Genomic DNA, 26,050 nt, shown 5'->3' with positions numbered 1-26,050 from the left:
ATGTGGTGTAAAAAATGATAATATGCTAAAATAAGATATAGCTATCATCTACACTTATATAGTACGAAATAAGAATTTGTGAGGACAAGGTTATGAACTTAAACAAAGAATTATACAGTATAATTTTTAAAAGGAAATCGTTTCATTTATTTAGAAATATTGGAAATGATTCTATATCTGCAAATGACATTGAGAATATCAAAGAAATATATAAGACACTTATCCCGCTATGTCCCGATATAAAAACAGCAATTAAAATTGTTCCTGCGAATGAAACTACTTGTAAACGTGGTCAACAGTTCTGCATTTTGCTATACAGTGAAAAGAGAGATAATTATTTGCAGAATATTGGGTATTTAGGCGAGCAATTAGATTTATACCTTGTTTCACAAAACATTGGAACACTATGGTTTGGAATTGGAAAGACGAATGAACCGTCATATGATGGTCTTGATTTTATCATAATGATTGCAATATCAAAAGTAGATGATGAAAGAAAATTCCGCAAAGATATGTTCAAGAGCAAACGAAAGTCTATGGATGAAATTTGGTTGGGAGAACCACTTGGGGGAATATCTGATATTGTTAGATTTGCCCCCAGTGCTTGCAATACACAGCCCTGGTTAGTAGAACATACTGATACCCTTTTAAATGTTTATAGGTATAAAAAGCAAGGTAAGCGAGGAATAATGCCTGCTGATAAAGTGTCTTTCTATAATCAAATTGATATTGGAATTTTCTTATACTTTCTTGATTTATGCTTGCAACATAAAGATATAAAGTATGAAGTACAATTATACACAGACAATGGGGCAGATGAAGAAAAAACATTAAACGCGGTTTATAAAATACTTTCATAATTCCCGTTATAAGATGTCATAATAAAGGCAATGAAAGACATATTTGATTTTGAGGAGTTTATGATGACAGAATTATTTGATGTATTTCCATATATAGAAAACGATAAAGTAATTATAAGAAAAATGGACATGAACGATGTTGCAGCATTGCCAGAGATTAGCAATAACGACAATGTTTATAAGTACATATCACCGTTTTTATATAAGGAAAGTAATAAAATGTTAGAGACTGCGATTAAAAATTTAGGTGGAAGAGATTTTGAGAAGAAAAAGCTAATAATTTCTAATGATGGAATATTTAGCAAGCAAAATTGGAATTACAACACTTAACGCATTTGTATAGAAAAATGTAGATAATTTGAATATCCGATAATTTCCAGTTTGTAAAGCGAATCTGAAGTATGACGCGATGTCATGCTTTTTTTGGATTGTCTAGTGTAACTCAAATAAAAAGATATTTCAAGAATAGACTTTTTAAAGGTAATAAGTCTATAATGTAAGAAAGTATGAAAGAAGATACAACAATACCAATAACAAGGCAAATAGGTAAATTAGAAGTTGATGAGGAGGTTTTGTATGGGGTTGTTTGATAGGTTTAAAAAGAAAAATTCAGAAAAAGATGTAGTTAAGAAAAAGCAATCAGCAGAAAAAACAAATAAAATTAAAAGTGGTACAAAAAGAAAAACTTTAGTTAAAGATTTTGATGAAATTTTTGAAAGAGGAAACGAAGAAGAAATAAAAGCAATATTTGAAAAATGCGATATCAATGCATATGGTGGGTACGATAAAACGAATGCCCTTTCTTTTAAACTTTCTGAAAATATAATGAAATGGCTTGTTGAACAAGGGGCAGATATTGATTATAAAGACACTTATCATAATACACCGCTCCACCACCAAGTGATAAATCCAAACGGGAATCCTGAATTTTTAATTCGATTAGGTGCCAATATAGAAGCTGTCAATTCAAGAAATGAAACACCATTATTTTATGCTACACAATACTTTCGTCTCAATCATCTAAAAACCTTAGTTGAAGCAGGAGCGAATATAAATGCTAAAAATGATATGAATCAAACACCATTACTAAAAGCAATGGCTGTTGCAAAAAATGCGAATATCCCTGATTTAGTTATAATGATAAAGTATTTAATAGATAAAGGTGCGAAGTTAAGCGGCGAAGAGCAAAAACAAGTAGAAAGAATCGGAACTGATTTTGAATGGTTTAGAGATCGTATAAATAAAGATTATATCGATGAAATAGAAAGCAGTTTAAAAGAATTATATAAAATTTTTAATGTGATGCCAATTCCCAAAAGAGTCGTATATGATGGAAAATCAAAAATTAAGGTCAAAGCTAAAAAGTGGGAAGATCAGCATGAAGAACTATGGCAACTACTTGTTCCATCATGTGGACATGCTTCAACGTTACAAGGAGAAGTGATTAGAATTTCAGGTAAATTATCACAGGAAATACTTGATAATGGTAAGATGAATTGGGATAAAGAGTATCTACAAATGGTCCAAGCATTATTGGGGTATTTAAGTCAAGGTAATCAATTGACAGAAAGTGAAAATAATGAATTTATAAATATCATCAACAAAATCAAACAAAATCATGCTTGGAATGATGAATTAAGTAGATTAAGCGAATTATGTGTAAAATGGGTGTTATTGAATACAGAACCTATACAATTAGGTAAAGCAGAGTATAAACGCTAAAAATCCAGTTTGTGTTAAGTATTCAACTTTGAATAACGTTTGTTTGTCTTGTATTAAATTAGATGACATAATAAAAAAGCCATGTGTAATATATGAATTAAAGAGTATAAAATGCCTTATCAAGTCGTGAAAATGATAAATCCGAACGCAAAAGAGGATATGGAGTTTTTACGGGAAGTATTAAAAAAGTACGATTTAGATAATGCGGATGAGTAGTCTTTTTCCTCTTTGCAGAAGATACAGTAAACAAAAAGCCCGATCAAGAGTGCAAAGCACCACTTCTGAAGAAGTGGCAGGCACTCGACAGGACTTTTTCTTTTCTATCTTTGATACTCAAGAGGACTAAAGGGATGTTTTTGAAAATTTATAATTTTGTAATAAGCAATATTTAGTCTTAATCCAGTCTTTTGACACTAGATAATGCATGTAAAAAAATTTTGACACAGATATTTTGTGTATTCCAAACATTTTTGATAGACAGCAAAGCATAGAAGTGGGATAGTAACTGCGAAAGGAATGGTGTTATGAAAATAGGTGTAAAGTTAAAAGAAGCAAGGTTGCAAGCAGGTTTGACACAAGAAAATGTTGCTGAGGAAATTCAAGTTACACGTCAAACAATTTCAAATTGGGAAACTGAAAAATCTTTTCCGGATATTGTTAGTGTAATTAAATTAAGCACCTTATACAACATCAGCCTTGATAAACTGTTGAAGGGGGATGAGGAAATGATAGAGCATTTAGAAAAGAGTACCAATATCGTAAAAAGCAATCAAAAATTGATAATAGCGATTATTGCAAATGTGATGATGATAATTGCTTTTATACTATTCAATGGGCTAATAATTAGCAATCAATACTTGATTATGGGCGGTTCTGCTCTCGGTATCATTGGTACTTGCTATTTATTTTATCAGATAATTAGAAAAATCTAAGGAGGAAAGTAAAATGATAGTAGTAGCTTCGATTATGGTTTTTATGGTTTTGCTCGGTGCTTTTACTTTAATGTATCAGATTTTCAGGTTAGTAGTTCTCGATGCAGAAAGCAGAGGAATGAAACACCCTACATTTTGGGGAATATTCTCACTAAGTGGCAATAATGGCGGTGGTGGGCTTATATTATATTTATTGGGAAGAAACAGATTTCCGGCTAATATGACAGAAACTACAAAAGAATCACTCGATTCTCGAAAAAGGAAAGCTGGATTGTCTTTGTGCTTCATAGCAATAGGTACAATCGCCTTGATTTTTATTGCTTTATTTGGAAATCTTTAATTAGCAAACAAAATAAGAAAAATTAAAATCAATTTATTTGGCTCATACAAGTATCATGTCTTGTGCGAGCTTTTTCTTTCTCTCTTTTTCGCATTTCCAAAAGGTATAAATGGTACTCCGTTTATATTCCAAATTTGCGGAAAGAGGGTGAGAGACAGATGAAGATATTGCACGTTATTCAATATTAAGAGGTAATGAGCAATTGTTTCAAGCAAATACAAATTGTGTTTACCGCCCGATGAAGAATTAAGAGCAGAAATCAAATCACAGAAAGCAATATAGAGGTTATATTTAGGGAGATATTAATAAATTTCCAGAATACTTTTATGAATTAAGATTGAAACACAATAACTAATAAAGGATTATTTGAAGGGAAGTTCAATCAAAAATGCCCATTGACTATTTTCTCATATGAAGAACAAGTAAAATTGCACCCTTTACAGAGCGTGGGTTTTTCAATAGCAGAAAAGAAATGACAACGCTTATAACAGCATGATATAATGCAGATAAAGAAAAATTTGAATTTAGAGGGATAATTGATTATGAATAAGGTGTGGTCAGAACTGAATAAAATAACGCAAGCGCAAATCAAAAAGAAAGATACCTATGAAGCAGGCATTGCTACACTATTTGATTTGCGAAATCAGTTAATGGAATGCTTAACATCCTTTCATAAGGAATTGAGTAGAAAAGATTTTGACGCAATTCCGTTTATAAACGCAGACGGTTATCATAGTAAAACGATTGCATATTCAATTTGGCATATTTTCCGAATTGAAGATATAGTTGCTCATACATTGATAAATGAGAGCGAACAAGTTTTTTTTGCGGGAAACTATCAAGAACGTATCAATTCACCTATAATTACAACAGGAAATGAACTGGTAAAAGAGCAGATTGCAGATTTTTCAAAACAGCTTAACTTGAAAGAACTTTATTCATATATTTCTGAGGTAAAGGATAGCACTGAGAAGATAATCAATAGTTTATCTTATGATGAATTGAAAAAGAAAATATCAGAAGAAAGAAAAAAACAGTTAAAATTATTGAATGTTGTAAGTAAGGATGAAAATGCAAGTTGGCTCATTGATTATTGGTGCGGTAAAGATATTCGTGGGCTAATACAAATGCCATTTTCAAGACATTGGATTATGCACATAGAAGCAAGTATGCGTATAAAAAATAAGATATATTCATAAGCGCAAATCGCCGTTTTTAGAACTAAGAAAATTGGAAATTAGAAATGAGGTGTTTTTATGGAATATCTTAGAGTAACTAATGAGAATATAGACAAAGAGCATATATGCTGTGCTATTTCAAATAACAATGATATTCAGGTATCATCAAAAAAGGCTTGGTTACAAGAACGATTTGATGAAGGCCTAATTTTTCTAAAGAGTGTAGAACGAGGGAAGTGTTTTATTGAGTATATTCCTGCTGAAAACGCTTGGAACCCAATTGTTGCAGATGATTTTATGTATATTAACTGTCTTTGGGTAGCTGGATCATTCAAGGGACACGGATACTCAACAGACTTATTAAATGCGTGTATTGAAGATAGTAAAATCAAAGGAAAAAAAGGGGTATGTATTCTATCTTCCAAAAAGAAAAAACCCTTTTTAGCTGATCCTAAATTTTTAAAATACAAAGGTTTTACCGTTTGTGATGAAGCAGATAATGGTATTCAATTATGGTGTTTATCATTTGACAGCAATGCTTCTTTACCTAAATTCAAAGAGTGTGCGAAACACCCTCACATTGATGAAATGGGATATGTTTTATACTATACCTGTCAATGTCCATTTAACGCAAAATATGTCCCTATTGTAGAAGAAGTCGCAAAAGAAAAGGGCGTACAGTTTAAAGCTATTCATTTGCAAAGCAAAGAACAAGCACAAAGTGCACCTACGCCGATTACAACGTATGCTCTGTTCTATAACGGTAAATATTTAACTAATGAACAGATGAATGATAAGAGATTTTTAAAGTTGTTGGCAAAATAAATTCCGTTTATCTTATTAGCGAACCCTTAAAAAAAGGTGATATAATGGCAGATTTTAAGTATCAGGGTAAATCTATTTATGATGAAGAATACGGGCAGGGAGAACCGCTTATTTTCTTACATGGCAATACGGCTTCCTCTAAAATGTCTGGACTTCTTTTGCCGTTGTACGTAGATACATTCAGAATAGGATAGTTGATATTAGCTGTCCTGTTTTACGTTTAAAAATGATGGATTTTATAAATGTTTGGTAAAAATAGTGCTAATTTCTGGTGATGTGGTATTAAAAATATCATCGTGTTATAATGAGGCATATAGGGAAATTTGAATTCTTGAAAATGAGGAGAATATGTGATGAAAGACGTATTAGAATTTGCTAATAGAGATGAATTTAGAAAATGGTTATCTTATAATTGCTTATCAAACGAGGGCGTTTGGATTTTATTTAGAAAATCAGGAGAACCAAAAACAATAAAGGCAAATGAAGCACTTGAAGAAGCATTATGTTTTGGGTGGATTGATGGACAAATGCAAAGGCTTGATGATAAAACTTATAAAAAATATTTTTCAATGCGTAGGCAAAAAAGTAAGTGGTCGGAAAAAAATAAAGCATTAGCAGAAAGCCTTGAAGAAAGAGGTCTTATGACTGAATATGGCAGAAATAAAATGGAAGAAGCTAAAAATAATGGACAATGGAATGCACCAAAAGCTCTTGAAATAACAGAAAAGCATATCTTAGAAGTATCTAATATTCTAAAAGAATATGATCTTGCTTATAAAAATTTTCAATCAATGTCTCCATCAGTTAAGAAAACTTATGCGAAAGCCTATTTTGATGCTAAGACGGATAAAGGTAGAAAAAAGAGAATCGATTGGATGGTAGATAGACTTAATAAAAATTTGAAACCAATGTAGCAAATTGAAAACACCAGTTAGTTTATGATTTCGGTTAACTACCGTTATATCTTCATTGATTTCTCATAATCGCATACAACAGCAAACAGGTAAAATTTACCCACAAGATAGACGTAAATAAAAGATAGACTTTCTGTAAAAATTGTGAAAGTGGCGAGTTATGGTAATACAAAATTGGTCATTTTTCTATCTGAAATTAAAGTTTAATTTCTAGTGATGTGGTATTAAAAATTCCAGAATGTTATTAAAAAATATCAATTTTGAATGTGCTTGAGTCCCAGTTGGAATTGCACAGCCCACATAATTTCAAATTTTATAATCAGACATCGGCTTGTCCGATAGTTGCTGGAACAAAGAAGATATTTCTGAAGTATTTGATAAATCATTAATAAAGTTTTGAACGCTAGGATATGCTGATATCTCGATAAACCATATATCTACAGTAGTTTTTATAATCATTTCTCTAGGTGTAAACAACAAAAAAGCATATCCTCATGAGAATATAAATAACTATAATATCTAATAGGTGCATTAAGTTTATAATTTTGCTACCTTATGGTATTACAAATGCTAGTATGCTAGAATGAGGTATATGGATTTTTACGGAGATGATAAAATGGAGTTTAGATTAGCCGTTCTACAAGACTTAGCAGAGATAAAAGATATGTATAAGCAAATCATTGAAAATATGAATAAACAGGATATACAAATTTGGGACGATATTTATCCTTGTGAATTCTTTGAGGAAGATATAAAAAATAAACAGCTTTATGTTTTACTTAATAAGAATGGTATGATCGTATCGGCTTTTGTTTTGCATGATGCAATCTCAAAAGAAAATACAATAACTTGGAGTGATCATTACGCAAAGGCTCTATATGTGGATCGATTAGGTGTAAATGTCAAGTGTTTAAAAAAAGGAATAGCTAGTTTAATGCTTAATAAAGCAAAGGAAATGGCCAAAACATTAGGAGCTGAATATCTTAGGCTTTTTGTGGTAGATATAAACAAACCGGCTATCCAACTTTATATAAAAAACGGGTTTATAAAAGCAGATGGTGTTTATGATGAAATATTCGATGATGGTTTTGTGTTACATGAATATGGGTATGAAATAAAGATTATATAAGAATTATTAATCTGGTTTCCATAGAAAATAATAAAATCTTAGGTTGCCAAATGGTAAAAGATACAATAATAGAAAAATGAGTATGGCAGATAAAACACTTAATACAGAGGAAATAACAAATTTAATCAAGCTATCATTATATGATTTTTTTGATGAAAAGTATGAAAGGGAATACCTGTGAAAAAAGGTGGTGAAACATAGATGTATGAGTATAATGACTGTTATAAAAGTATTATATAGATATACATAAGCCGTATGAAAGATCATGCTAATCACTGAATAATTTACAATAATTAGAAATTAAAACAAAAAATACCAATATAATAGCTAAAAAATAATAAGCGCTTACAGAAAAATTAAATTAGCTATTGCATTATAAAAATTTTTATGGTAATTTATAAATGTAATGATGGTGATGTGATTATTAAGTTAAGCAAGACCTGTTTACAACATATATTTTGTTGTATCCGTCTTGCTTTTTTTGTACGCAAAAGGAGGTTATATCATGCAAATCTATAAAGTGATCAACAACAATATGGTGTCAATACGTACTTCTGAAAATCAAGAAATTATGTTAAAAGGTTTATCTATCGGTTATAAAAAAAGACCCGGTGATGAAGTAGATGAAACCAAAATAGAAAAACGATTTGTCTTAGAAGACATCTCTTTGATCAGAAGATTCAACCAAATGTTTACAGAGATTGATAAACAATTGATAGATGCCTGCATTGATGTAACTTCGATGATTAAAGAAAAGTCCAAAACAGAATTAAGTGATGCGTTATATGTAACATTATTGGACCATGTCAATAATTTAGTGGATCGCCTGCAACAAAATATATCATTTGATAATTCTATTTTATGGGATTTACCGAGAGTATATCCCGATGAATATAAAATAGCAGTCCATGCAGTGAAGTTGTTGAATGAAAAAATGCCATATAAAATAGATGAAGATGAAGCCAATTTTATTACATTGCATATCGTAAATGCAGAGAAATCAAATGATATGCATAAGACATATCAAATGACTGGTTATATTGAAGATATTTGTGACATAGTGGCAAGTGATTTCAATATAGCATTTGGTAATACAAATGATTATCATTATAACCGCTTTGTGATGCACCTACGATTTTTAATCGAAAACATACAATTGCATGTTGTATTGGATGTACAAAATGAAAATGGCATTTTAGATACGTTAACGGATAAATATCCACAAGTTTGGCAAGTTGTTCAAAAAATCAGCAATTATATTGATGCTTGTATGAATTATAAATTGAATGATGAAGAAAAATTATATTTAATGATTCATCTCGTACAGATATTTACGAAAAAATGAATGGTTAAATATAAAAATAAAGGAAAGGAGAGGATAAAAAGAAATTCTATATAGTTACGGCCGGCTTATAGAATATTTAAAAAATAAGATAAGAGAAAAGGATATAGATGAATGATTTTAGGAAAGGAGAAAATATTAGAAAATGTTCTAATTAAAATAAAATTTATATGGATAAAAATAAAACACTAGCACAAGATGTGCTTCAAAAGATAGGCGGTAAAGAAAACATTATTTCTGTATTTCATTGCGCTACCCGTCTAAGATTTGAATTGCAAGATCAAACAAAAGTAAATGAAGAAGAATTAAAAAAAGTAAATGGTGTTCTTGGTATTAAAAAAGCTGGAACCAGTTTTCAGGTCATCATTGGACCAAATGTATCCTTGGTTTATGATGAATTATGCAATATGGCAGAATTGGATAAAAAGGATGAAATTAAAGAAAATTTGGATGATGTGAAAGAAAAACGTAAATTTTCTTTTAAGTGGTTATTTGATGTCGTAATTACCTATATCATGAACTCTGTCGCTCCTATCATCCCTATATTGATTGGTGCATCTATTTGGAAAACGGTAGTAACCTTACTAGGACCTGATATGTTCAATGTAATATCAAATAAATCTGATTTCTTTATTACCTGTAACTTCTTTTTTGAAGCATTATTCTATTTCTTCCCACTGTATATTGGCTATACAGCGGCAAAGCAGTTAAAGGTAAATCCTATGTGGGGTATCTTCTTAGGGGCAATGATTATTACACCGAGTTTTATGGCTCTTGTCGGTGTGAGAGAGTCTATTAGTTTCTTTGGTATCAATGTTCCTGTATCCAATTATTCACAACAGTTTTTACCGGTACTGATTGGTGTATGGATCTTTAAATATGTAAATAAGTTCCTCACAAAATATACACCGACCATGATAGCTTCATTAATCGTACCAATACTAAATGTCATGATCATGGCTATTGTGATGTTTGTATTCTGTGCACCATTAGGTTCTTATTTGAGTCAGTTGTTGAGTGATTTCTTTATGTATTGTGCAAACGCAGCAGCACCAATTCGAATTATTGCTTTAACGATCTATACGGCATTAAATCCGTTTATGATTTTATTTGGATTGCATGTGACTACCTATGTTGCGGCTGTTACAGCTGCTGCTCCAATTGGTTTTGAAGCATTTGTTTTACCGGCTGGAGTAATTACTTCCTTTATTATTTATGGTATGGCATTGGGCGCAGCGTTTAAATTCAAAAAGAATAAAGATATTCCGATGGGATATTTTGTATCTGGCTTTGTAGCGGGTATTACCGAACCATCGCTCTATGGAGTTTGTTTAAAATCTAAAACATCCATCCTGGTATTGGTTATATGCAACGCTATCGGAGGATTACTGCTAGCTGTATTTAATATTAAATGTGCATTGATGGCATCTGTTAACATTTTATCCGTAGTACCGTATTTCAGTGTTGGATCAACATTTAATGTTGTGGCAGGAACCATTATTGCATTGGGTTGCTGTTTGATGGCGGCTTTAGGTGTAAACTTTTTTGCAAAATTTGATGAACAATAAATGAGGTGTAGAAAATGACAAAAGTAGAATTTATAAATCACAAGGATCAGCCTTTATATGCAACTATAAAAGATGTAAACAACAAAGACTTAGCAACTAAAAGACCGGAAGTATTCGATAACGATTATGATGGGCATTCTATCTTATCTTTGGCGGATATTATCGCTATGGTATTTCCAAATGGAGATGTTACTCAAAAACCAATGCTTTATATTCGCCATACGGATATGATTAAAAATCAATATCGCTTTGGCGATATCGTAGAATTAGGTGATACATACCTTGATGTACAAAAAGGGGTATATCATGAAGAAGAAATTGCGCAAGCAGGAACAAAAATAAGTGAATATCACGAATTTGAGGATGGCATGTATGGCTTTGAATCAAAAGAACCATTCTCACAGTTAAAGTTTAATGAAGATTATTTTACCGCAAAGGAAGGAAATGTATTTTCCATAAAAGGAGAAGGATGGCCTAAGACGATTTTTGAACATCAATCTATGTACAATCATGTCGCAACGATTATACGTCCTGCTACGGTTAGTGGAGTATATGAAGGTAAACCAATCTTTGGATTAGGTGAACATGATCGCCTATTTATTCCGACAGAAATCAATGGCTTTGATGGCATAACGAACAACTTCGGCTATGTTTATATGAATATGATGGGAATTCGTGAAGATGGACGCAGAGAACAGGCGCTGATAAGTCTTGAATTTTCAGGAAAGATTTTTGCTTACTATTATATTGATGGAGAAGAGCCGATTTTAACCGATCATGTCACAATGGAAGCAGAATGGGAGCATTTACCATATGTTAATGATGGTACATGTGTATTTAAAGATGCAATCTTTAGATTCTGTGGAAAAGAATTTCATTTCGAAGGGAAATGGGGATGCAAAGGATTTACACCAAAACCACGTGTGGAAAAGCATGGGCAGTCACAAATTTTTGGTACATGGTATGAAGGAAAAATACCATACCGTCATCGTGTATATTTAACCTTTGGTGAAAATATGGAGGCTTATGATGTTAAGCTAAAAGAATTAGGCTTTGATGTGAAGTAAAGGAGACTTATATGAAAAAGAGTGTATTTAGAGAAGATTTTTATTGGGGAGGGGCTACGGCATCAAACCAATGTGAAGGTGCGTGGAAACAGGATGGTAAAGGAGAATCCTGTGCCGATCATTTTACGGTCGGTAAAGTTGATTCCCCACGAAGATTTACAAAAGAAATAGAAGAAGGATCGATTTATCCATCTCATTTTGCAGTTAATCATTATAATCAATATGAAGAAGATATAAAACTCTTTGCAGAGATGGGATTTAAGATGTATCGTTTGTCTATCAATTGGACACGTATTTTTCCAAATGGAGATGATCAAAAGCCTAATCAAAAAGGTTTAGATCATTACCGCTCAGTTTTAGAACTATGTAGAAAGTATGGTATTGAACCGTTAGTTACAATGTCACATTATGAATTTCCTTATCATTTAACAAAGAAGTGGAATGGATGGGAAGATCGAAGAACGATTGATTGCTTTGTTACATATACCAAAACGATTATGGAGGAATATAAAGATTTGGTAACCTATTGGTTAACCTTTAATGAAATCAACACACCTTTGATGGGTGGCGGTGTTACCATGTCACTAGGTATGATGCCAAAAGAAGAAAAACTATTCTTTGGCAAAGGAGATAAAATCACACCTAATGATGCAAATCTTATTGTAAATGGCATGCATCATCAATTTATCGCTTCTGCAAAAACGGTAATTGAAGGGCGCAAGATAAACCCGAATTTTAAATTTGGTTGTATGATTGCCAGCAATGTCGTTTATCCATACACTTGCAAACCGGAAGATGTCATGAAGGCGTGGGAAGTGCAACAAAGAACCAACTATTATTGTGGTGATGTCATGGTTAGAGGTGAATATGCACCTTTTACTAAGTCTTACTTAAAAGATTTACAGGCAACTATTCATACATTGCCTGAGGATGATGCTATCCTTAAAGAAGGTGTGGTAGATTATTATGCATTCTCTTATTATATGTCCGGCTGCGGTACTGCGGATAAAGAAATTTTAGAGAAAAACAAAAGTATTTTCTCAACTGCCAAAAATCCATATTTAAAGGCTTCCGAATGGGGCTGGCAAATTGATCCGGAAGGACTTCGCTATTACCTAAATGAAACATATAATCGTTATAAAGTGCCTTTGATGGTAGTGGAAAATGGTTTAGGCGCTAATGACAAGCTTGAAAACGATACCGTTCATGATAGCTATCGTATTGATTACTTAAGACAGCATATTCAGGCAATGGCAAAAGCGGTGGAAGATGGTGTAGATATTCTTGCCTATACAATGTGGGGATGCATTGATATTGTTTCTGCATCTACGGGAGAAATGAAAAAACGTTACGGTTTTATTTATGTCGATATGGATGATCGTGGTAAAGGTACTTTGAAAAGATATAAAAAGGATAGTTTTTATTGGTTCAAAAAAGTTATCCAAAGCAATGGAGAAGATTTAAGCGATTAAAAAATAACTTTAAATTTAAATGAATTCTTAATATAATTACTTATGTCAAGATATATAAGATATGAAAAGTGAGGAATCAATATGTTTTTCAGAAAGAAAAGGGAAGAAAAAGAGAGTAAAGAAATCGTTTCACCATTGAACGGTAAATTGTTTCCAATCGAAACGGTGCAAGATGATGTTTTTGCACAGCAGATGATGGGGCAAACAATCGCTTTAGAACCATTAAAAGGAAAAGATACACTGTTATCTCCAGCTGATGGTGTTTTAGAAGTGATGTATCCAACAGGACATGCATATGCCGTGAAGATGAAAAATGGTATGGGATTATTGATACATATCGGTATTGATACGGTTGAATTAAATGGTGAAGGATTCACAGTATTAGCGAAACAAGGGGAGAAAATAAAAATGGGTCAACCAATTGTTGATGTTGATTTCGACACTTTGAAGGTAAAAGGTTTTGATGTAAGTGTTATGCTGATTGTTACACAGAACCCAGGTGGTGAACCCATTGCGTTTAAACAAAACATGACTGTGAATGCTATGGAAAGCTTAGTACTGTAAATTATAAAATGATGAAGAGTGTGTAATCTTATCCATTAGGTGGTTACATACTCTTTTTCTATTTCATCATTGAAAAACCGCTATCTTTGCTATATCCTGCATAGGATTAAATTTGATACGAGAAAACCAGATTCGTGTTGCCAATACACTTCTTACTATATGATAGCGATAATATTCGGCTTCTTTTAAAGCATCACACTAAAAATTCCGGTCTAAAGATAGCTGCATCTTTACGATCAACGATATGTGTACGATGCGCCTGATATACCTTTATGCGGCATTGTCGCATATATTCAGGGAAATTTTCCCAATTTTCTAAAGCTGCATTTTTTGATAGTTTTTCTTCCAGCATATGCGCCTGGATGATACAGCTATCAGGTTCTTTTTCTTTTGAAATGCTAATTAACAGATTAGTGACATCTTCATATCGACGCCAAAGTGCTTTGGTTGCCTGTAAACGAGTGTAAGGGAAGATAATACAGTTAGCAATATAGGCAAGTATTGCACCGGCAAGTATATAACCTAATCGAATTATAAACATATCGAAGTTTGCTTGAAAACCAAAGGCTGACATAAATACAGCACCGCCAAGCGCACCGATTGTAGAACAGGTGAAGGTTGCGGCATAGTCATGAAAATAGAAAGAAGCGTAACCGGATAACATCATCGCAGCCATGCGGCTGATTGGTGAAGCAAACAAACTGTATATGAGAACGGAGGCAAGATCGCCTAGCAAGGTTGCCAAGATACGCTTCTTCATTTTGACAGGTACATCATCAGCATAAGGAAGAGAAACAGAAGCCAGTGTAAATAGAAGCCATTTCCCATGTGGTAATGAAAACCATAGTACAAACAGCGTTGCCAAAGATAATACAAGAGCAATACGCAAAGCATAAACAAAACGCACAGAACTAAAATTGCAGGCAGTGATCAGCCTGTTTTTTAAGGAAAGCGAGGATCTTTGCCAATGCTTTTGACTGCCTGGATCACTCATATGCAATAAGCGATCACGAATATATAATAGAATGTGATAAAACAGGTGATTCTTTTTGTCATCATCAAAATCACAAACATCCAGCTTTGGTAGTTCAGTGATACTTCCTTGAATAAAGGCATCAAATGAAGAAAGCTGTGTATCAATCTGTTGTAAGAGAAGTCGCTCATGATCATGTAAAGGTGTATCCAATTCCTGTATCAATACATTCAAATGCTCTAAGCCACGGCCTGCATCAATCAAAGAAAAACTTGCATCCGATACGCAAAGTACCTTTTTACGGCGATCATAAATAATCTTACTTAAAGCATGGAGCTTATGATGCATATGATTCAAGTTGTCATTGGGCATATCATCTGATAAAGTGAGCTGTATTTGTTCCTTGATATGATGGATCATATCGCAAAGAATATCTTGCGCATTGTTTTTTATTTTTTTCCTTCCCATGATCCATTGATAGGCAATGATGGAAAACGCGCCGGCGACCATGGCTAAGATTCTGCGTGGTAATCTTTAGAAATTGGAGAACAGAATCCATTATCAAATATTTTCATAATAGTTTGCTAACAAGAACTAGGGTAGAAATAGAGTTTGTACAAAAATATGTAAAGAATATGCATATAATGTATTCTGAAAATGTTTTCCAAATGAATGATTACCAAATATATAGGTATATAGATACTCCACCAATTGATTATTGTGATCTTAATATGTTTTTTCTTGATTATTTTCCTGAATTATTATCTGAGTATCATCAATTAGTGTTAAAATATCATGGTGATGATACAGATTCGTGTTATGTTTATTCAAAACTTATGCTCTATCTTTTATCAAAAAATATAAATGATAGACTGGTACAGTCAAAGATTTTAAAATTTTTTCATAAGGTGATTGAATTGCCAGATATGGATGAGGGTATTTCACCTAGAGGAGTTATAATGGGAAATGGAACTGGCGTTATTTCTCAGCTTGAAATGCATAATTTTAACTTTGACATTAGGATGCTATAGAAAGCTTTGTTCAATATTTAACCTGGAGTAGATTATCTTAAATCATTGAGATTATAAAGTAGTAGTGGTAAGAATGGGAAGTGGTCTTTATGGAACATTTGAAGCAAAGCATAAACAACCAATTACTTGAAGATGATTGGAGATTGCAAGGACAAGAATCATATCTGAACGGTAAAACATTGTATTGGCGTAATTATTCAGAAAAAAGTCAATTAAATGATCATGACCATTGTGATTTTTGTACCGATGAGATAAGTGATTTACCGGATACGTGGCATGCAGGTTATAGTCTGCTTGATGAACCGCATGCGACGATATGTCAAAAATGTTATGAAGATTTCAAAAAAATTTTTCATTGGAAAGCAATGTCAAGAGATCATTTTATTCATGTAATTAAGCCTAAAATTATACAAAGGATGAAAGTAAACAATCTATTTAATCATTACTTAGAATGTGGTATGCAGCCTTTGATAACAATGAAATGGAATGGTGATTTACTTATTGAATTTGGAGTCGGGGAGAAAGCAATTGTTCTTGATACAGGGCTGAATATAAAGAAGTTTGGTGATGTTATCGATGAAGAAAATTAATTTATAGAAACTATCACTATTTAATATAGGGTGTGGTTTTGGAGTATCTGAAACGTGGATAACACAGGTACATGAAAGGCGGATATATATGAAAAAGCGTATTCTAATTTCGATTTGTGCATTTATTTTATGTTTTACTGGAGGTTGCGCTAATGATAACTCTGAGGGAAATAAAAATGAATTGGGAAATTATATTACTTTTCAAAAAGTTAGCACAGCAAAAAATATTGAAATAATGAAAGATGTTACCATAAATATTACAGCAACTGAACATGGGGGACATCTCAGAATAGAAAATGGTAAAAATCTTTTCCCTAGTAACGATGGCGAATTATTAGGTGTAATTGCGAAAGTGAACAATCAAAGTAATTCCAGTATTAATATAAAAAATTTTTTGAATTGTAAAGAGGGCTCTGTTTTTATGGTGGATGAGAACTATTATCCAGTATCAAATTATCATGTTGAAGGAAATGCTAAAGATGGTATTATACAACCAAATGAAGAAAAGACAGTATATATTTATACAGAGGTTCCTTTTAATACTGTTACTGATCAAAGCCTGCTTGAAGTGTATTTAACATATGGAAAAGAAACAAAACCATTCTGTGCGATTAATGAAGAGGATTTGAATGGAAATACTACCCAAAATGGTTTTCACTTTCAATTGCAATGGTCTACTTTAGCAGATGATATGTGGTAGTTTTACATAATCGTGAGTATAATAAAAATTTGTTTACATATTTGTTTTATGGATGACTATGGACATATTGATAATAAAACACCATCCTTTACATATCACAGCATAAAAATAGGAAGGTACACGATGTAAGTTCAGACGTTTATCTTACTTGTGTGATTATCAAAAAGGTTAATAAGAGGATGGATGAATTCATATCTTTATAAACAAAACAATGAAGTGATGATATGTCAGAAAGGGGCTTAGCAAAATGAAGAATATAGATAAATACAGAGGCTGCCTTGTTGGTGGTGCATCCGGAGACGCGTTAGGCTATGCTGTCGAGTTCTATCAGGAAGATTTTATATTTAAAAAATACGGTGAAAACGGTATTACAGAATATGACCTTATAAATGGTATTGCTCATATTTCTGATGACACACAAATGACACTTTTTACCGCTAATGGTTTATTACTTGGGACAACAAGAGGTATGACTCGTGGAATCATGCAAGCTTATCCGAGTTATATTGCTTCCTGTTATAAGGATTGGCTTAAAACACAGTTGGAATGTTATCCGTTAAAAGAACATTTATCCTATTCGTGGCTTGTTAATGTGGCGGAATTATTTAATCGCCGTGCTCCTGGAAACACTTGTATATCAGCGATTGAAAATGGAGCAAATGGAACAATAGATGAACCAATAAATCAGAGTAAGGGTAGTGGAGGAATTATGCGTGTTGCTCCTATTGGGCTATATTTTGATGGAAAGAAGTATACAAGTGATGAGATTGCTATGATTGGGGCAGAAACAGCAGCTTTAACGCATGGACACGAACTTGGCTATATTCCTGCAGCTGCTTTGGTGCACATCCTTCACTTGATTTCTCATAATGAGGACATTTCTCTGCTGGAAGCAGTGATGGATACAAAGAAGGCTCTGTTGCGTTTATTTGCCGACAAGACACATCTGAAAGATCTAATTTTGTTGATAGATAGAGCAGTTGCATTGGCAAATAAGAATTTAGATGATTTAGAAGCTATAAGAGAACTTGGACAGGGTTGGGTAGCTGAGGAAACACTTGCAATTGCGATTTATTGTTCGCTAAAATATTCTGATGATTTTGATAAAGCGATAATTGCATCGGTCAACCACAGCGGTGACAGTGACTCAACCGGTTCAGTAACTGGTAATATCATGGGTGCTTATCTTGGTTACAAAAGCATTCCTCAGAAGTATATAAGAAATCTTGAACTTGTAAATGTGATAATGGAAATTGCAGATGATCTTTATAATGATTGTAAGATAATAGAATATGGTTCTTATCACGATGAAATATGGGAACAGAAGTATATTAAAAAAACTTATGTGCCGAGTAAAACAAGCTCTGAGGAATAACAAATTCCGTCTTGCTGGACGAAAAACAAGCGTGAGATGAAAACAAATTTCGTCTTGTTGGACGAGAAACAAGCATGAGGTGAAAACAAATTTCGTTGTATTAACAAAACTTTCAGCAATGGAAAGATAAGGTCAAGAAACGGCAAATTAAAACGTCTATATTATTGGAACGTAATGAACTTCTATTTATAAACTGTAAGAATATCAAAATGGAGTATAAGCTGAAGCTTAGAAGGTATATGAAGCAATGTAAAGCTTTATGTTGATAACGAAAAAGTAAATGGACACAGGCAAAAAAAACCGTTAGTAGAAAAACGGCTTTTGGTCTAAAATTAATCTCAAAAATTAAGTAATAAGCAAGTTGCTTTACAATACTATCGTTTTCATCACAAAACTTGTAAATGCTAGGATGCATATGAATTTCATAACAGTTTAGAAAAGTGAAGGAACATCTCGCCTATTAATAAAGAAAAAAACATAAAAGCATAAAAGACGATGATCAATCAATAGCTTTACAGCTAAAGAAAAATTATCATTTAGAAACAATTTTATGATTGGAAAACCATAATCTATATAATATTCTCAAGTGCCGTTTTTAAGGTTTCGACAGCTTCATCAAAACTTCTCACAAAATAGCCATGCTTCAAAATTGCCCCAAGAACATAATGATTCATGCCGTAAGTAGGGATATCATAGCGATTCGCTGACTGCAAACGGATATCACTGTTAATCCCAATGATGATTTTTGTATGTGATTTTATGGCAATTCCTAATTCTACCATAACACCAGCATCTTCATTTGTTAGATCTGCAATAAAGATATCACAGTCTTCGACAGCTTTTGTGTCACCATCATAAATTTCTTCAGGTGTTGGAAGCGACTGCTTATTCTCATTAAATGGTTGGTCAATCGGATTAAAGATATCCAACTGTGGAAAAGTTGCTCTTAAGATTTCCCCTTCTTTTTTACGCTGTGCGACTTCTGCCTCATTAAACAAGGAACCGGCAACATAAACTTTTAACATATATATATTCTCCTTTACATCTATTAGGATTATACAGGCAGGTAAGAGAATTTTCAACTATTGGGTTTAGATAACAACGGAAGAATTTATACAAAGGGGTTTTATTAAACGATTTTCCATAACAAGTTCACAGAGCGGCAATTTTTTTATAATTTCTCCTCAATGTTCTTCCATATTTATTTATAATCTCCCGCATTCCTTTCTGTACGCTTTTAAATTACAAAAAATTCAGAAATTCTACTATGTTCAAGCGAAAGATAACTTGCTATAATAATGAAGAATTTAGAAAAGGGATGAATGAATTGAGAAGAAGTTATGAAATTGATATGTGTCATGGCCCACTCTTCTCACGACTGATTGTTTTCGCAATACCACTAATTTTATCAGGTATTTTACAACTGCTCTTTAATGCAGCCGATATTATCGTCGTGGGAAGATTTACCGGAAGCCATGCTTTAGCAGCGGTTGGTTCTACCAGTTCGCTGATTAACCTGTTAGTCAACCTGTTTATTGGTGTTTCCGTTGGAGCGAATGTTTTACTAGGCCGCTATTATGGCGCGCAAGATTATAAGAATGCATCAGAAACGGTCCATACAGCAATGGTAACGGCTATTGTGGGTGGTGTGATTATGATCATAGCAGGAGTTTTATTAGCACGACCTCTGCTGGAAATGATGGGAACGCCACAAGATGTCTTATCGCTTTCTGTGCTATACATGCGTATCTACTTTATCGGTATGCCGGCGTTTATGGTATATAATTTCGGAGCTGCTTTATTACGAGCTTTAGGGGATACCAAACGTCCGCTTTATTTCTTAACAGTTGCTGGTGTCGTTAATGTTATTTTTAATTTGTTTTTTGTCATCGTTTTACATATGGGAGTTGCCGGTGTTGCGCTTGCGACAATTATTGCACAGGCAATATCTGCTGGTTTAATATTACTAAGCTTAGAAAAATCAGAAGGTGTTTTGCATTTACGGCTAAAGGAATTATCTTTCCATAAAGATAAGCTGTTTGGTATGTTACGGGTAGGACTTCCTGCCGGCTTACAGGGAGTTATCTTTAATATCTCCAATGTGCTGATACAATCTTCTATTAACTCATTTGGCTCTGTGGTTATGGCAGGAAACACTGCTGCCAGCAATATCGAAGGCTTTGTGTATACTTCCATGAATGCCGTATATCAGACATCACTTAGCTTTACCAGTCAGAATTATGGGGCTAAGCAATACCACCGTATTGATAAGATTCTGTTGCAATGTTTAGGCATTGTTACCTTTGTCGGTTTGTTTATGGGAATAGGAGCATTTTTACTGGGACATCCATTATTAAGTATCTATTCTTCCAGTGAAGAAGTCATACAATATGGAATAGCACGATTGAGCGTGGTAAGTGCCAGTTATTTCTTATGTGGTATTATGGATGTTTTTGTGGGAAGTTTACGAGGAATAGGATATTCAATCATGCCGATGTTGGTATCGTTAGCTGGGGCTTGTCTATTCCGAATCATTTGGATCTTTACCATCTTTCAGGTAGAGCATACGCAGTTTTCTTTATATGTGTCCTATCCTATTTCTTGGATGCTTACCATCAGTGCACATCTTATTTGCTACCTGCTAGTGCGTAAAAAAGCTTTTGCGAAATAAGGATGAAATAGATTCTATAGAAGTAAGAAGGAAAGAATACGACAACTGTTGGTGATGCAGGGAACTCGTATTCTTTTTTTGTATTCATAGGGAAGGTTATCTTACTTACACAATTTCTCTTCGCTGTAGCCGAAGAATACTACACATAGTGCAGTTCCGATAATGTTTAAAGCTTTTCTCATAATGGTTTTCCTCCTAATGTATCTTACATCTAAAGTTTATCTCATTATTTCGTAACTGTCGTTGGATTCAGCTTACGAATGACTTACACTTTTGTTAGATTCCCTTTTCTTTTCATTGCGTATTCCTGTATAATGAGAAAAGAAAGAAAAAGGTGAAATTATGCAATTTAAAGAATTCGCATTACATACAGATATCTTAAAAGCATTAGAAAAACTACATTATGAACAAGTATTACCGATACAGGAACAGGTGATACCGGAAATCTTAAAAGGAAGAGATGTCATTGTCCGTTCACGAACAGGTAGTGGAAAGACAGCTTCCTTTGCCATTCCTATCGTGCAAGAGCTGATATGGGAGGAAAGGGAACCGCAGGCAATTATCCTGACGCCAACAAGAGAATTGGCGCTGCAGATCAAAGAGGACTTTGATAATATTGGTGCTTATCGTCGTATCAAAACGGTTGCCATCTTTGGGAAACAACCTTATAAGTTTCAAATACAGGATTTGAAACAGCGTGCACATGTAGTGGTGGGAACACCGGGTAGAATATTGGATCATTTAGAAAGAGAAACTTTGAAGACTGGTCATATACGCTATGTCATAATTGATGAAGCGGATGAAATGTTGAATATGGGTTTTATAGAAAGTGTTCAAAGCATATTTAACTATTTCCCAGGGAATAAAATAACTTGTCTATTTTCCGCAACGATGCCGCAACCGATACAAGAACTGGCGGAAGGGTTTATGAAAGAGCCAAAGCTGATTACGTTATCGGAAGAAACCACAGTAAACGCGGCAATCACACACTATGCATATGAAGTGAAAGAGAAACAAAAGTTGTCATTTCTTAAACAACTGTTATGCAAGGAACAACCAGCATCTTGTATCATTTTTGCTCGTACGCAAGAGGGTGTTAAGACCATTTGTGATGAACTTTATGCATTGGATATGTGTGTGGATAAGCTTCATGGCGGTATGTTGCAGGAGGATCGTATAGGGAATATTCGCGATTTTAAAAAAGGAAAGATTCGCATTCTTGTCGCAACGGATGTAGCGGCCAGAGGTATTGATGTACTGGATATTTCCCATATTATCAATTATGATATGCCGAATCAAAAAGAGACCTATTTGCATCGTATCGGAAGAACCGGTCGCCAAAGTGCCAGTGGTGTTGCCATAACTTTTATCAATGAATATGATGGAGAGCGCAAAGCTGAACTTGAAGAATATTTGGGGTACCCTTTAGAAATACGCAAACGAGGTGAAATCAGTAATCAAGATGTTACGAAAGAAACTATCGAGCCTTTGACAAAACCATTTGCCTTACGAGAAGATAAGGGAAAAGAAGTGCATAAAGATACTATGAAGTTGTATCTGAATGGCGGTAAGACAAAAAAGATTCGTGCAGGAGACATCGTTGGGGCAATTTGTGAGATTCAGGGGGTAAGTGCTGAGGATATTGGAGTGATTCAGATTCAAGATAATCAATCTTATGTGGATATTTTAAATGGGAAAGGTAAGCAGGTGTTAAAAGCTTTACAGCAAGGTACGATTAAAGGTAAGAAATTGAAAGTACAAAAAGCAAAGGAATAAGGGAAGTAACTATATGTTTTTAAAATTATAACGGCAATCAAGGATTGACATTTGTTTAACCATAAACGATAAAGACTCTGATGAGTTAACAAATCAGAGTTTTTTTCATATATACACATAGAAGCTAAGAAATATGCATATACTGCTATAGAGGTGTATGCATTTTGCGAAAAGAAACATTGGAACAGGAATTTGCCTATCATGAAACAAATGGTAAAAAACCATATTTCGAAGGCTGGTATTATAAAATTCAGACATCTGAAGTCAGCGTAGGTGTCATTGTCGGCATTCATTATGAGAAGGGAATACGAAATGGCTTTATTCAAGTTTTAGATACGTATCGCAATATCTCCGATTATCTAGTATTTCCTGATGAAGATATTCATATTGAAGAGCATAAAATAAAGTTTAAAGAAAATGAATTTACTCGCCATTATCTTCACTTTCATGATGAAGAGAAACAACTGCACATGGATGTTCAGTTCCACCAACAGCATCATCTGCATGGCAATATCTACATGCCAACCATCATGGGACCATTTTCTTATATGGAGATGGAATGCACGCATGCAATCATCAGTCTGCATCATCGCTGTGACGGAAAGCTTTTAATTCAGGGGAAAGCGTTTGATGCTAAGGGTATTGGCTATATAGAAAAGGATAGGGGAACGTCCTTTCCGAAACGTTATCTTTGGTATCAATCAAATTCCTGCAGGAAAAAGGAAAGTTGTTTTTTTCTATCCATTGCAGATATTCCTATAAAACAGTTAGAATTCCAAGGAATCATTTGTGTCTTGATGTTGCAAGGAAAACAGAAGCGTTTTGCGACCTATTTGGGTGCGAAAGTTACCCATATGGAAATGATGCGTAAAAAAGAAGGTGTTCATGCCTTTCTTCATATGAAACAAGGTTCTTATGAATTGGATATTCATTTGCTGTATCGTGATGTTTATTCCTTGAAAGCACCTGTAAGTGGAATCATGTGTAAGACGGTAAAAGAGAGCTTAAATAGTATTGCGAAAGTGATTATTTATCATCATCATAAAATTATTGAAAAACAGATATTTCAAAAAGGTGGATGTGAGATTAGCGGATATTATGGCTAAAACATCTGCTTTTTTTGTGGGTGATTTACGATTTATTCAGTATGAGTTGACATTCCTTGCAAAGTGACGTATCCTTTTCGCAAGGAGAATTTTTTATGACAAGTAGTATACAAACAAATCACTTATATTTTGCTTACGATGAAGAGGATACCCTACAGGATATCAATATTACAATTGAAGAAAAAAACGGATGTATTTTATTAGCAGGAACGAATGGTAGTGGAAAAAGTACATTATTAAATGTTCTCTGTGGCTTTTTGATTCCATATCGCGGAACGTTGGAAAGAACCATGCCAATTGCTTATTTACCTTTCGAAAGTCCACTTTTCCCACAACTTACCGTAAAGGAAAATTTGCGTTATTTTTACCGCTGTTATAACGGTGAGGATATATCATTCAAGATGGATGCGGTAATGGAAGTGTTAAATGCTTTGCATATTGATTATTTAGAACAGCGTTTAATGAAATGCAGCTCAGGGCAAAAACAAAAAGTAGCAATTGCCATTATCTTATTAAGCAAGGCACCGATCATTTTTATGGATGAACCCTTTGTTGCTATAGATGCGCAAAGTAGTGCAGCAGCTATCGACTTAATCAAGCAACAAAGTAAAGAACGCCTTTTTGTTATAACATCACATACCTTAGAGGCGACACGTTCCCTTATTACACGTTTGATTCACTTAGTGGATGGACAAATACAAATAGATACCAAAGATCAAAAAGAAATTACAGCGTATTATCAGCGCACGTTGGAGAATTACTTATGATGATGTTGGAATTAACAAGATTATTACGTACATCAAAATGGAAATATTTAATCTTCATCATCATTGTAAGCATTGCTTATAAACAGCTTATTTATACCGAAACCGGCACATCCATGGGAATCGCACAGCTGCTACCGATCATGCCTACTTTATTGTCACAAACAGCCATGCGTTTGTCTATTGCCATATTGCCGTCATTTCTCTGTATTTATTTGTTATATGATATTGCTTATCAAGAAGAAACGATTAGTACATGGGAAAGTATCTTGCCTTGCAGAAAGATTGTTAGAAAACGTATCTTGCAAAAAGAGCTGATGCTGCTTTTCCTGCAATGCGTATGCTTGCTTCCTTCTCTCATAATCTTTTATCTTTTCACCGGTACCCTGTCTAAGACATTTTTCTTGATTCTGTTTAGTATTGCCTTCCTTTATTTTTTAGGCTTTCATATCAGCTGTTATGTTACCAGTAATGGCTTTTTATGTATCGCAGGTGGTGTGGCAATCATAAATGTATGGAAAACTTGCATGCCTTTGTTTCTTCTTATTTGTATATACAATCTAGGTGAATGGTCAGCTCTTCTTGTGCAATATGCTTACGGTATAATTGGTACCTGTGTGATTGTTTATGGCATCTTGTTATTGATGGGAGAGCGGTTACTGTTAAGGAAACTACAAAGAGAAATGGTATTAAAAAAGTTGCTGAATGGTTATCATGTAACACAAGGTGAACTCTTAGCAAATCGATATTTATCCTTGTTGGATATAGGAATGCAATTTATCTTTCATAGAAGAAACACGCATACAGTACATTACTGGAGAGCTTGTGCGGCATGGGAAGTTACTTTGAAACAGCATGTATTTGTTATATTTTTTATACTATTTAGCGTTGTTTATGGTATTGCACAGAAAACTTATCTTATGTTTCTTGGTACGGTTTGCGGCATGCTGTTATTGCTTTATTACTATTATAAAGAAAAGCAACGTATTACCAAGATATATATTTTACCCACAACAAAAATTACATATAAAAAATAGGATATCACTTAGTATCCTATTTTTCATGTGTGGCGGGCATGCCACATATCTAGGGTGAAAATCCCTCGGGGCGTAGTTATCGACGAACCCAAGAGCGACTTGCAAGTTTCATAT

At 33.7% G+C, this 26,050-nt stretch carries 26 protein-coding genes and 1 pseudogene; 25 read left to right on the top strand and 2 right to left on the bottom strand.

Annotated elements, in window-relative coordinates:
- Positions 1-92 precede the first annotated feature (92 nt).
- From EDD61_RS09970 to EDD61_RS09900, 16 genes and pseudogenes are all read left to right on the top strand, one after another.
- On the top strand, positions 93-860 hold the full coding sequence (locus EDD61_RS09970; protein WP_008691013.1) for a nitroreductase family protein: 768 nt from the start codon (positions 93-95) through the stop codon (positions 858-860).
- Positions 861-923: 63 nt separating this feature from the next.
- A complete protein-coding gene (locus EDD61_RS09965; protein WP_008691014.1) occupies positions 924-1,190 on the top strand; it encodes a hypothetical protein in 267 nt (88 codons plus the stop codon).
- A gap of 246 nt (positions 1,191-1,436) precedes the next feature.
- A complete protein-coding gene (locus EDD61_RS09960; RefSeq protein ID WP_008691015.1) occupies positions 1,437-2,582 on the top strand; it encodes an ankyrin repeat domain-containing protein in 1,146 nt (381 codons plus the stop codon).
- A gap of 102 nt (positions 2,583-2,684) precedes the next feature.
- Positions 2,685-2,798, top strand: a pseudogene (locus EDD61_RS13975) (helix-turn-helix domain-containing protein); the annotation flags it as partial.
- 308 nt (positions 2,799-3,106) lie between these two features.
- Positions 3,107-3,514: a helix-turn-helix transcriptional regulator gene (locus EDD61_RS09955; RefSeq protein WP_008691017.1), complete on the top strand. Its 408-nt coding sequence runs from the start codon at positions 3,107-3,109 to the stop codon at positions 3,512-3,514.
- 13 nt (positions 3,515-3,527) lie between these two features.
- A complete protein-coding gene (locus EDD61_RS09950) occupies positions 3,528-3,854 on the top strand; it encodes a hypothetical protein (RefSeq protein WP_132225230.1) in 327 nt (108 codons plus the stop codon).
- Between the two features lie 542 nt (positions 3,855-4,396).
- On the top strand, positions 4,397-5,053 hold the full coding sequence (locus tag EDD61_RS09945) for a phage head-tail adapter protein (RefSeq protein WP_132225228.1): 657 nt from the start codon (positions 4,397-4,399) through the stop codon (positions 5,051-5,053).
- A 57-nt stretch (positions 5,054-5,110) separates the two neighbouring features.
- Positions 5,111-5,857, top strand: coding sequence for an N-acetyltransferase (locus EDD61_RS09940; RefSeq protein WP_008977832.1), 747 nt, complete (start codon positions 5,111-5,113; stop codon positions 5,855-5,857).
- A 44-nt stretch (positions 5,858-5,901) separates the two neighbouring features.
- The gene (locus tag EDD61_RS09935) at positions 5,902-6,051 is read left to right on the top strand and encodes a hypothetical protein (RefSeq protein ID WP_008977831.1); all 150 of its coding nucleotides are present in this window, start codon (positions 5,902-5,904) and stop codon (positions 6,049-6,051) included.
- Between the two features lie 159 nt (positions 6,052-6,210).
- Positions 6,211-6,771 carry a YdeI/OmpD-associated family protein gene (locus tag EDD61_RS09930; RefSeq protein ID WP_132225226.1) on the top strand — a complete coding sequence of 187 codons (561 nt, stop codon included), beginning with the start codon at positions 6,211-6,213 and terminating at the stop codon, positions 6,769-6,771.
- A gap of 592 nt (positions 6,772-7,363) precedes the next feature.
- Positions 7,364-7,900: a GNAT family N-acetyltransferase gene (locus tag EDD61_RS09925; protein WP_243642717.1), complete on the top strand. Its 537-nt coding sequence runs from the start codon at positions 7,364-7,366 to the stop codon at positions 7,898-7,900.
- A gap of 505 nt (positions 7,901-8,405) precedes the next feature.
- Positions 8,406-9,245 carry a PRD domain-containing protein gene (locus tag EDD61_RS09920; RefSeq protein ID WP_008977828.1) on the top strand — a complete coding sequence of 280 codons (840 nt, stop codon included), beginning with the start codon at positions 8,406-8,408 and terminating at the stop codon, positions 9,243-9,245.
- 167 nt (positions 9,246-9,412) lie between these two features.
- Complete coding sequence (locus EDD61_RS09915) at positions 9,413-10,810, top strand: PTS transporter subunit EIIC (RefSeq protein WP_008691027.1); 1,398 nt, start codon at positions 9,413-9,415, stop codon at positions 10,808-10,810.
- A 14-nt stretch (positions 10,811-10,824) separates the two neighbouring features.
- Entirely contained in the window at positions 10,825-11,877 is a 1,053-nt protein-coding gene (locus EDD61_RS09910; RefSeq protein ID WP_008691028.1) for a hypothetical protein, read from the top strand.
- A gap of 11 nt (positions 11,878-11,888) precedes the next feature.
- A complete protein-coding gene (locus EDD61_RS09905; protein ID WP_008691029.1) occupies positions 11,889-13,349 on the top strand; it encodes a glycoside hydrolase family 1 protein in 1,461 nt (486 codons plus the stop codon).
- Between the two features lie 81 nt (positions 13,350-13,430).
- Positions 13,431-13,913 carry a PTS sugar transporter subunit IIA gene (locus EDD61_RS09900; RefSeq protein WP_132225224.1) on the top strand — a complete coding sequence of 161 codons (483 nt, stop codon included), beginning with the start codon at positions 13,431-13,433 and terminating at the stop codon, positions 13,911-13,913.
- Positions 13,914-14,106: 193 nt separating this feature from the next.
- Here EDD61_RS09900 and EDD61_RS09895 read toward each other — a convergent pair whose 3' ends face one another.
- Positions 14,107-15,396, bottom strand: coding sequence for an FUSC family protein (locus EDD61_RS09895; protein WP_243642716.1), 1,290 nt, complete (start codon positions 15,394-15,396; stop codon positions 14,107-14,109).
- A gap of 134 nt (positions 15,397-15,530) precedes the next feature.
- Between EDD61_RS09895 and EDD61_RS09890 the strand changes: the two genes are divergently transcribed.
- From EDD61_RS09890 to EDD61_RS09875, 4 genes are all read left to right on the top strand, one after another.
- Positions 15,531-15,917 (top strand): hypothetical protein, encoded by a 387-nt coding sequence (locus EDD61_RS09890; protein ID WP_243642715.1) that lies wholly within the window; start codon positions 15,531-15,533, stop codon positions 15,915-15,917.
- An 89-nt stretch (positions 15,918-16,006) separates the two neighbouring features.
- A complete protein-coding gene (locus tag EDD61_RS09885) occupies positions 16,007-16,507 on the top strand; it encodes a hypothetical protein (RefSeq protein WP_132225222.1) in 501 nt (166 codons plus the stop codon).
- Between the two features lie 88 nt (positions 16,508-16,595).
- On the top strand, positions 16,596-17,207 hold the full coding sequence (locus tag EDD61_RS09880; protein ID WP_008691043.1) for a hypothetical protein: 612 nt from the start codon (positions 16,596-16,598) through the stop codon (positions 17,205-17,207).
- A gap of 247 nt (positions 17,208-17,454) precedes the next feature.
- Positions 17,455-18,582 (top strand): ADP-ribosylglycohydrolase family protein, encoded by a 1,128-nt coding sequence (locus tag EDD61_RS09875; protein WP_132225220.1) that lies wholly within the window; start codon positions 17,455-17,457, stop codon positions 18,580-18,582.
- A gap of 569 nt (positions 18,583-19,151) precedes the next feature.
- On the opposite strand, the gene EDD61_RS09870 is transcribed toward EDD61_RS09875, so the two are convergent.
- A complete protein-coding gene (locus EDD61_RS09870) occupies positions 19,152-19,607 on the bottom strand; it encodes a nucleoside 2-deoxyribosyltransferase (protein WP_008691045.1) in 456 nt (151 codons plus the stop codon).
- Positions 19,608-19,849: 242 nt separating this feature from the next.
- On the opposite strand from EDD61_RS09870, the gene EDD61_RS09865 reads away from it, so the two are divergent.
- The 5 genes from EDD61_RS09865 (at position 19,850) to EDD61_RS09845 (ending at position 25,936) form a co-directional block, all read left to right on the top strand.
- Positions 19,850-21,253, top strand: a complete 1,404-nt coding sequence (locus tag EDD61_RS09865; protein WP_132225218.1) for an MATE family efflux transporter — start codon at positions 19,850-19,852, stop codon at positions 21,251-21,253.
- A gap of 342 nt (positions 21,254-21,595) precedes the next feature.
- On the top strand, positions 21,596-23,029 hold the full coding sequence (locus EDD61_RS09860; RefSeq protein ID WP_132225216.1) for a DEAD/DEAH box helicase: 1,434 nt from the start codon (positions 21,596-21,598) through the stop codon (positions 23,027-23,029).
- Between the two features lie 164 nt (positions 23,030-23,193).
- Positions 23,194-24,135, top strand: a complete 942-nt coding sequence (locus EDD61_RS09855; RefSeq protein ID WP_132225214.1) for a hypothetical protein — start codon at positions 23,194-23,196, stop codon at positions 24,133-24,135.
- Positions 24,136-24,230: 95 nt separating this feature from the next.
- On the top strand, positions 24,231-24,902 hold the full coding sequence (locus tag EDD61_RS09850) for an ATP-binding cassette domain-containing protein (RefSeq protein ID WP_132225212.1): 672 nt from the start codon (positions 24,231-24,233) through the stop codon (positions 24,900-24,902).
- On the top strand, positions 24,899-25,936 hold the full coding sequence (locus tag EDD61_RS09845) for a hypothetical protein (protein WP_132225210.1): 1,038 nt from the start codon (positions 24,899-24,901) through the stop codon (positions 25,934-25,936). Before EDD61_RS09850 ends, EDD61_RS09845 begins: the two co-directional genes overlap by 4 nt.
- Positions 25,937-26,050 lie beyond the last annotated feature (114 nt).

Source organism: Longicatena caecimuris, assembly GCF_004341945.1.
Taxonomy (GTDB): Bacteria; Bacillota_I; Bacilli_A; order Erysipelotrichales; family Erysipelotrichaceae; genus Longicatena; species Longicatena caecimuris.
This window is presented reverse-complemented; position numbering and strand designations above follow the sequence as displayed.